The sequence below is a fragment of the Helicobacter labetoulli genome (genome assembly GCF_003670275.1).
GTDB classification, from domain to species: Bacteria; Campylobacterota; Campylobacteria; order Campylobacterales; family Helicobacteraceae; genus Helicobacter_C; species Helicobacter_C labetoulli.
In genome coordinates this window covers 43,060-51,976 of sequence record NZ_QXJF01000015.1, presented here as the reverse complement: position 1 = coordinate 51,976, position 8,917 = coordinate 43,060, and the positions used below count along the sequence as shown (strand labels likewise).

Annotated in this window: 8 protein-coding genes; all 8 read left to right on the top strand. The window is 37.0% G+C overall.

From position 1 onward, the window contains the following. Positions 1-515 precede the first annotated feature (515 nt). The 8 genes from EBF12_RS08690 to hemN all read left to right on the top strand — a co-directional run bounded on the left by EBF12_RS08690 (position 516) and on the right by hemN (position 8,915). Positions 516-1,934: an O-antigen ligase family protein gene (locus tag EBF12_RS08690; protein ID WP_121727299.1), complete on the top strand. Its 1,419-nt coding sequence runs from the start codon at positions 516-518 to the stop codon at positions 1,932-1,934. Then, positions 1,909-3,420, top strand: a complete 1,512-nt coding sequence (locus tag EBF12_RS08685; protein ID WP_121727298.1) for a glycosyltransferase — start codon at positions 1,909-1,911, stop codon at positions 3,418-3,420. The genes EBF12_RS08690 and EBF12_RS08685 overlap by 26 nt, the downstream gene beginning before the upstream one ends. Before the next feature lie 3 nt (positions 3,421-3,423). Next, positions 3,424-4,515 (top strand): glycosyltransferase, encoded by a 1,092-nt coding sequence (locus EBF12_RS08680; protein WP_014666252.1) that lies wholly within the window; start codon positions 3,424-3,426, stop codon positions 4,513-4,515. An 88-nt stretch (positions 4,516-4,603) separates the two neighbouring features. Next, positions 4,604-5,314, top strand: coding sequence for an LPP20 family lipoprotein (locus EBF12_RS08675; RefSeq protein ID WP_014666253.1), 711 nt, complete (start codon positions 4,604-4,606; stop codon positions 5,312-5,314). A 17-nt stretch (positions 5,315-5,331) separates the two neighbouring features. Beyond that, the gene (locus EBF12_RS08670) at positions 5,332-5,949 is read left to right on the top strand and encodes an HP0838 family lipoprotein (protein WP_121727297.1); all 618 of its coding nucleotides are present in this window, start codon (positions 5,332-5,334) and stop codon (positions 5,947-5,949) included. 129 nt (positions 5,950-6,078) lie between these two features. Continuing rightward, positions 6,079-7,065 (top strand): ornithine carbamoyltransferase, encoded by a 987-nt coding sequence (argF, locus tag EBF12_RS08665; RefSeq protein ID WP_104716869.1) that lies wholly within the window; start codon positions 6,079-6,081, stop codon positions 7,063-7,065. Beyond that, a complete protein-coding gene (locus EBF12_RS08660) occupies positions 7,066-7,509 on the top strand; it encodes a DUF2603 domain-containing protein (RefSeq protein WP_002957381.1) in 444 nt (147 codons plus the stop codon). It begins immediately after the preceding gene. Between the two features lie 32 nt (positions 7,510-7,541). Continuing rightward, on the top strand, positions 7,542-8,915 hold the full coding sequence (gene hemN, locus EBF12_RS08655; protein ID WP_002957380.1) for an oxygen-independent coproporphyrinogen III oxidase: 1,374 nt from the start codon (positions 7,542-7,544) through the stop codon (positions 8,913-8,915). The last annotated feature ends 2 nt before the right edge of the window (positions 8,916-8,917 follow it).

Below are 8,917 nucleotides of genomic sequence, written 5' to 3'. Positions count from 1 at the left end.
GTTACTTTGGATTTTTCATCTTTATATTTTTTTTGTTAGATAAAATGGGCTAAAATGAGATTGTGATTTGAGATTGAAAGATGATAAGGTAAAATTAGAAAAGGCACAAATTTAACATAGGTTTTAGGCTTTATTGCCCTGTTTGGTTTGTTTATTTGTTACAAAGCTTTTTATTTTACTTCTAGTGTTTTTTATTTGTTGGTTTTTGTTGTTAAGGATTTGGTGCGGTGTGAAGCTTTTTAGTGGTGTGTATGTTAGAATTTGCTTTATTATTGAAATTTAAGTGTAGGGGATAGCTTTTATAGTGATTTTTAGTGGAAGTTTGCGGGGGCGTGTTTGTATTTTTACTCCTTTTGGAGATTTTATAGCACTTTAAGCTTTAAGACTGTGTGATTTAAATTAAGATTAAAGAGCGGATTCTGTTATAAGTTTGACATTGCAATTATAGTAATTGTGCTAAAGTATTTGGAAAAATGGGGTAGAATGGCTCTACTAAACAAGCAAGGATAATTATTGTGGGATTTATTAAAAAATATAATCAAGAGATAACTTTAGGGTTATTTTGTGTTGGAATGTTGTGTTACGCACTAGGATTATCTAGTTTTGGCAAATCACTTAAGACACAAACATTCTTTCACATTGGCGGTTTGTTGTTTATAATTTATAACTATCGTTTGTTTTCAAGGGCTTTGTGGAAAATTTTGTCCGTTCCAATTTGTTGTTTTGTCATTGTTTGCTTATTGGGGATTTTGACGATTTTTGATGATGTGTGGGTAAGACAAATATCGGTTGTTTTAAAATCTGTTAATCAGCATATAGTGGGTTATTTTGTTCTGTTTGTTTCTATGTTCTTGTTTGGTATGTATGGAAAAGCTAAGAATGTTTTTTTCTTTTTAGCCGCATTTGTATTATTATGTGTTTTAGAAGTGTGTTCTACCATATGTTTGGGCTTAAAGAATGGCCTTTTAAATACTGATAATATCCCCTTTTTCTTTCAAGTTGTTTTTACATATAATATTTGGCTTATTGCCCCAGCTTCAATGAGTTTGGCCGGTGTGTTTGCATTTAAAAAATGGACTTATAAGATCTTAAGTTTTATTGGACTTATTCTAAGTTTGTTTGCGATGCTTGCCAATGGTGAGCGTAGTTTTTTGGTTGCATTTGTTGGTATGTTATTTATTCCTTTTTTTGTATGGCAATACAAACATAAATTAAAAGTGCTATTATTCGTGCTGTGTATTGGTATAACATTTGTAATAGGCTTTTATCACGCATCAAAATCTTTTTCTGATAGGTATAATTTCGCACATATGATTGATAATTTTGTTGTGGTGTGGAATACTAACCCCATAGAAATGGGACAATATGATAAGCTTTGTTTTTCTAAACATATTGAATGTTCTCACGAGAGTTTAATTCTTGGTCAAAATGAAATAACTTGGGAACACTCCTCTCTTTCTCGTATTAATATGACAAAATCTACACTTTTGGCTGTTGCAGATTCTCCTTTTAAACCTCATATTGTAGGTGTTTTTCAGATTGGTGAGTATTTATGGCGTTATTATAGTCTTAAAAATCATCAAAACAGGTCGTATATAAACTTTGAAAATAATTCAAATAATATGAACATGAATGGCTATAATCACCCACATAATTTTGCAGTAAGTCTGCTTTTTTCTTATGGTGTAATAGGTTTTGTTTGTATTGTGATTTTTCAGTTTTTTTTGCTTTATAGCGGATATAGATGTATGCAAAAGCAAGAATACAGATGGAAGTCATTTTGGGGATTGAGCTTAATTATATTTGTGTGTGGGATCTGTATACAAAGCCTTTTTGATGCGTTGTATCCCCAAATTTTGCAATGTATTTTTATTTGGTGTGGGGTTGTGGTTGGTTTAGGGTGGAGAGATGAAAATCTTACTAACAATCAATGACATAAGCATAACCGGTGGTGCTGAACGCGTATGTGTGAATCTTGCTAATGCTTTGAGTGAGGCTGGGCATCAGGTAAGTATTTTGAGCTTTTATCAAGCAAATACACCTTTACCTTATGAGCTAGATGAGAGCGTGAATCTCCATATATGGCACAATCTTTCGGAGGCGGAATATGCCAAGAAACATAGCAATTTTTTCTCAAAAATGTATTATAAGAATCTGTATAAGTTTATTTTGAGCTTGCAAGTAAGCCAAAGATTTTCTCATTTTGATGTAATAATCAGTAATTGTGCAACCTACACGCCTTTTTTTAAGTATTCAAAGACGCACTATTGTCGTATTATTCACTTAAATTTTAGCAAGTATCATTCTCGCAACAATTATTTTGATGTTCTTATTATTCTTTCTTCTGCTGAGCTTTCAGCTTGGCAATACTATCACAACAACATCAAAGTTATTCCAAACTTTCTGCCTAATATTTCACAGAAAAACACAGATTCCAATCAGCGTAGAATCATATCCGTTGGGCGTATGGATAGGGGCGATCAAAAAGGCTTTTTAAGACTTATAGATATTTGGGAAAAGGTGCAAGAGAGAATAAATAGAGAGTTAGAATCTGCACCACTTGAGCAGGTGCAGAATGTGCGGGTGCAAAATAGTGAAACGCTAGAATCTAATCCTTGCTCTACCAACTCTCCCCATTGTCATACTGAGCATAGCGAAGTATCTAATCCTTGCCATACTACGCCCACTTCTTGTCATGTTGAGCGAAGCGAAACATCTAAAAACCTAGAATCAAAAAAAGATATTTCGCCTTTTTCAAAGGCTAACACAATCCGCAAGGATTTTGCCCACACTTGCAAATATGACAAGATTGATAGTCACGAAACAATTTTAGATTCTAAGCAAATCAGTGCGGAAGTAGTTTGCGATGATTTTAAGAGTTGTGAAGCCTTGAGTGCAAGGAGTTTAAGCATAAATGATGAAGCACGAAAGGCAAACTCTCTTAAAAGGGCGGAAACGGCAACGCACAAAAAAAGTTTAGAATCTTGGCAGCTTATCATTGTTGGCAGTGGAGTCTTACAAGAACAAATAGAATCTAAAATAAAAGAAAAAAACCTACAAGATAGCATTATCCTAAAACCTTTCACAAAAGATGTAGAAAAAGAGTATTTAAGTGCTAGTATTTATGCGATGACTAGTTATGTTGAGGGCTTCCCTATGGTGCTTTTAGAATCTTGCTCGTATGCTTTGTGTCCCATCGCCTTTGATGTAGCAACTGGTCCAAGTGATATTATAGAATCTAACATAAGCGGCTACCTTATAGAAGATAATGACTTGCAGGGTTATGCTGATAAACTTTTTACGCTAATGAGTGATAAAGATAAAAGAGAATCTATGGGATTAAAAGCCAAGCGAAGAGTAAAAGAGAAATTCTCAAAAGAGGTGATTATGCCTTTATGGGAAGAAGTGTTTAGGGGGTAGAGAATGAAGAAAAAGGGAATGGAGAATATAAAATTTTTTATCATCGTGCCAATTTACAATGTGGAATCTTATCTTAAAGAATGTTTAGATTCTATCATTTATCAAACATATACGGAGTTTGAAGCTATTCTTGTTGATGATGGTAGCACGGATTCTAGCTGGGCAATCGCCGAGAAGTATGTCAAGAAGGACTCACGCTTAATGCTTATCCATCAAGAAAATCAAGGAGTATCAATGGCTCGTAATAAGGGGCTAGATGTGGCTAGGCAAAAATCTCTCATACCCCCCCCCCAGCAAGAATCTCACAACACCACAAATAAAAGCTACATCGTCTTTGTGGATTCTGATGATTATTTGGAGCTTAACGCACTGGAGCATATATCAAAAGTTTTAATAAAAGAGAATGTAGATATATTGATTGAAAGCCATATAATAGTCCGTGATGAAAAAGGTGGCAAAAAGTCTCCTTGTGATTTTCGCGTGTTTGCTCCACATATCAAGGGGCGATACACACCTAAGGAGCTTGTAGAAAATATGCGAGGACAAACGCTTATAACTTCAGATTGGGCATTTACTATACGGACTGATTTTCTTTTTAAGAATGGTATAAGATTTATTCCGCATATTATCTATGAAGATGTTCCATTCTGCACGGAAGTGGCGATGAAAGCACAAAGCCTTTATGTTGATGATACTTGTGTTTATAATTATAGACTATCGCCAAATTCTATTATGCGTGGCAGACAGACACGAGACAAGAAAATAAAAATAGCATTTAGTCGTTTTAAGATTCTGCAATATTTTAAGATCTTACAACAAGAAGCGAGAGATAAGGGCAGTATAGAGATTACATCTTTTTATGAAAGCATAATATGTAGTAATGTAAATGGACTAATACGATTTTTGGGTGTTGTTGGCTATGTTTCAGAGCTTGGCTTTACAAAGGCTGATTTAAAGCCATTTTTGCCTTGTATCAAGGGAAAATACCGCTTTTGCTATCATTTTCCTAGAATCTATGCTTTTCCTAAAAGGCTGCGTCTAACATTCCAAGCTTTGTGGGAACGCCTTGCAAGTAAAGTGATGGGTAAAGTATAGGCAAAGCATAGACTATACAAATGCTTAAGATAAATATGGAACACATCTTGCTTTTAGTCCTTATGAAATTTAATTCAAAGGACTGAATATGAAAAATGGTTTGCTTAAGAGTTCAATTGTTGCAAGTTTTGCTGTGTTTGCATTAAGTGGTTGCGGAGATTTGCTCAATGTAGGCGATGCTGGTGGTGCTAATAATGGGCTAATTCCGCCAAGTGCGAGTAATCAGCCGATGTATGCCCCAATCCAAGCTCCCACTTATCCGCCAATGCCCGGATACAATACAAATCCTAATCTTATCTCCAAGCCGACAAGTGGCAATCAAAAGATTAACACGCTTGTGGTGGAGAAAGTTGAAGTGCCGGGTTTAAATAAAGATAACCTTGAGCCAAAGTTTGACAGAGATAGAGATGAGTATATTGGCAGGAATGATACGAATAATATTCCAAACTCTCCAATGCTTACACCTGAAAATGAGATTACTTTAAGTGCGGTTGGTATAGGCGTATCACCTGAAAATTCACTCTCACCTTCACAAGCTTTTGCTATGGCAAAGAGAGCGGCGATTGTTGATGCTTATCGCCAAATCGGTGAAAAAATGTATGGTATTAGAGTAAATGCCCAAGATACTGTGCGTGATATGATGCTTCAAAGCTCAACTGTGAAAACAAAAGTCCAAGCGCTTATCCGCAATGCTGAAGTGCTTGAGACCGTGTATAAAGATGGCTTATGTCAAGTCAATATGGAGCTAAAACTTGATGGTAGAATCTGGCATAAGATTCTCTCAAATGCACGCGCTTAAGGGATTAAGGCAGTGTAATGAATGCAATAGTTGGCGTTTTTAAGCGAACATTTTTAGGGAGCATTGTTTTCTTGCTCCCTTTTCTACACTTTTTTTTACTTGCCCTTTTTCTTGCTTTTTTCTTGGCTTCTTGTGCTTGGCTTGAAAGCTTTGAAGATCCCAATATTAATCCCAATCAACCCCCTGTTTTAGAGCCAACAAAGTTTAAGATTCTGCTGATTGACACTCCACGAGTGAAATTCTATGACTTTGCTTCGTTTAAATATAACAAAACAAGCAAAAAGCTTAATGTTGAGCTATATAAGCTTGGTAAGCCTGTGAGCGAGATTGTCGTTACACCAAAAGAGGTGTGTATGGCAAAGCAATGCACTTCAAAATGGATAGCGGTTAAAAGCTTTTTTGGTGAGGTGAGCTATCCAAATCTCTTTAGCGATATTTTGGCTGCACGAGATATTTTTGATGGCGAGGGCAAACGCGTTTCCAATGACGGCACTCTTTTTGTGCAGTGGTTTGTGCGAGGTGGTCAGGAGTTTTACTATGAGCGGAGTAAAAATAAGGTGCTGTTTAAGAATCTTACTGCAAACATCACCATTGGCATTGAGGATTATATCCCACCGAGCAGTTCTACAAATTGAAATCTTGCAAATTGATAAGCCCACTGATAAACTTGCAAACTCATTCAAAATGTAAGATTTTCTTACCATTTTTGGATACAATCTCCGCTTTCACTAATAAACATATCAAAAGACACATAAGGTAGGTAGATGAGACATTTTCTTACATTAAATGACTTTTCAAAAGATGAGATTCTAGCAGTTACTAACCTTGCTTTGAAACTCAAGCAAGAGCTACGAAATAGCAATCATACGCCTTATCTCAAAGGTAAGATTCTTGCAATGATCTTTGAAAAAAGTTCAACTCGCACACGCGTGAGTTTTGAAGGTGGAATCTACCAGCTTGGCGGACACGGAATGTTTCTTTCCCACAAGGACATACAGCTTGGACGCGGAGAGCCTATCAAGGATACTTCACGCGTGATTAGCTCTATGGTGGATATGGTAATGATGAGAACAGATAGGCACGAAAAATTGCAAGAATTTGCAGAATACTCATCTGTGCCGATAATCAATGGTTTGAGTGATGACTTTCACCCTGTGCAGTTAATGGCAGATTATCTTACAATGCTTGAGTGTGGTATTGCTCTGCCTGATGGGATTCATAAAAATGGGCTTAAAAAGCCCATTGTGGCGTATATTGGCGATGGGAATAATATGGCTCACTCTTGGATAAACTTAGCAGCAATCCTTGGCTTTGAATTGCGGGTAGCTTCGCCGCTTGGGTATTTTCCACGCGCAGATATTACAGAATCTGCCCTTAAAACTTGCAAACAAAGTGGCGGAGCGATACATATTATGCAGGAGCCACAAAAGGCTGTGAGTGGAGTCAATGTGGTGGTAACAGACACTTGGGCGTCAATGGGACAAGAGGAGCAGAAAAAAGAGCGAGAAAAGGCATTTGTTGGTTTTTGTGTAGATGATTCTCTTATGAATCTAGCACAAGAAGATGCTATCTTTTTGCATTGCCTTCCTGCATATCGCGGACAGGAAGTGAGTGAGAGTGTATTAGAGGGCAAACAAAGTCGCGTATTCCAAGAGGCAAATAATCGTCTCCACGCACAAAAAGCCATTATGTTAGCTCTTGTGAAGTTGAATAACTTGCCTCTTGCTTACCCCTTGGAAATGGAGCTATAAATGAAAGATATAAAACAAGATAAATGGCTAGAATCTAAAGAAAAAATTATTCAAGAGAATCTTGGAATCCTGCGTCAGCTTGAAGATGACACAATGCTTCTTGCCATGCAACGCGGGGAGTTTTCAAAAGATGAGTTGTGGTTTTTGCAAGATGAGCAGGGCGAAGAGTATGTTGTTTTCCCGCAAAAACTTTTTGTGCGTTTGCTTTCACGCATTAAAAATATGCAAGAAGAAAAGCTAGTGATGAAGCTTGAAAAAGACATCATCTCACAAATGCCAATAGATCTTGATGATGCGATGGCGGTGGCTACAAATATCTTAGAATCTTTGCGTTTAAAAGATGGGAATTTACCCGAGATAAACACCGCTATTCTTGCTAAAGATATTAAAAAGAAGCACCCAAATTTGTTTTTTGACATTGATTATTTGCGTAAGCCCAGATAAAAAGTATTTAAAAAATAAGAAAAGGATACATTTTGAGCCAAAATATTGACTTTAACGCTTTTGTGAAGTATTCAAAATCCGCTCCGCGTTATACAAGCTATCCCACTGCGGTGGAATTTAGAGAATCTTGGAATGATACAAGTTATAAAGAAGCGTTAAAAGAAGCAGATTTTACTTCTTTGCCCCTTTCACTTTACACGCATTTGCCCTTTTGTCGCTCGGCTTGTTATTTTTGCGGTTGCAATGTCGTCTATACAAGCAAGGAAGAGAAAAAAGAGCGTTATATTCATTACTTGAAAAAAGAGTTAGCCTTGCTTAAAGATTCTATGGATACTTCGCGTGAGGTGGTGCAGTTTCACTTTGGCGGGGGGACACCAACATTTTTTAATGCTAAAGAGCTTGAAAGTGTGATTGGACTTATCCGCGGTGTTTTTACAAATTTTGCTAAGAATGCAGAAGTGAGCTGTGAGGTGGATCCGCGGTTTTTTTCGCGTGAGCAAATGGCTGTTTTAAAAGAAAATGGCTTTAATCGTTTAAGCTTTGGGGTGCAGGATTTTGATGAAAGGGTGCAAGAAGCTATACATAGGATTCAAAGCGTTGAGATTGTAAGCAATGCCATTGCCCTTGCGCGTGAGTTTGGCACAGAATCTGTAAATTTTGATTTGATTTATGGATTGCCCTATCAAAGTGAGCAAAGCTTTGCGGATACTTTGCAAAAGGTGGTTGGGCTAAAGCCTGATAGACTAGCGATTTTTAATTACGCACATTTGCCGTGGATGAAAAAAACAATGCGGAAAATTGATGAGACGACTTTGCCAAACCCCGCTCAAAAGCTTGAGATTCTAAAAAATACCATTGCATTTTTACAGGAGCAGGGCTATATGATGATAGGAATGGATCATTTTGCAAAAAAGAGTGATGAGCTGTATTTAGCTAAGGCTAAAAACGAGCTTCGCAGGAATTTTCAAGGCTACACAACAAGGGGCTTTTCGCAAACTATCGGCATAGGGCTTACAAGCATTAGCGAGGGGTTAAGGTATTATTCCCAAAATTATAAAGATATGCAGGAATATGAAAAGGCGTTAGATGAGGGGCGATTACCTGTTGAGAGAGGTGTTAAGCTAAGTGAAAAGGATATTTTGCGTAAAGAAGTCATTATGGGGCTTATGAATAATTTGCGACTTGATTTTAAAGGGATTGAAAAGCGATTTGGGATTGAGTTTAGGGCGTATTTTGCCAATGAATTAGAATCTTTGCGAGAGTATGAAGAGCTAGGGCTTATACAAATCACGCCTTCAAACATAGAGACTTCGCCCACAGGCGGAATGCTTATCCGCAATATCGCTATGGTATTTGATACATATTTACAAAATGATACTACAAAGCGTTTTAGCAAGACAATTTAGGA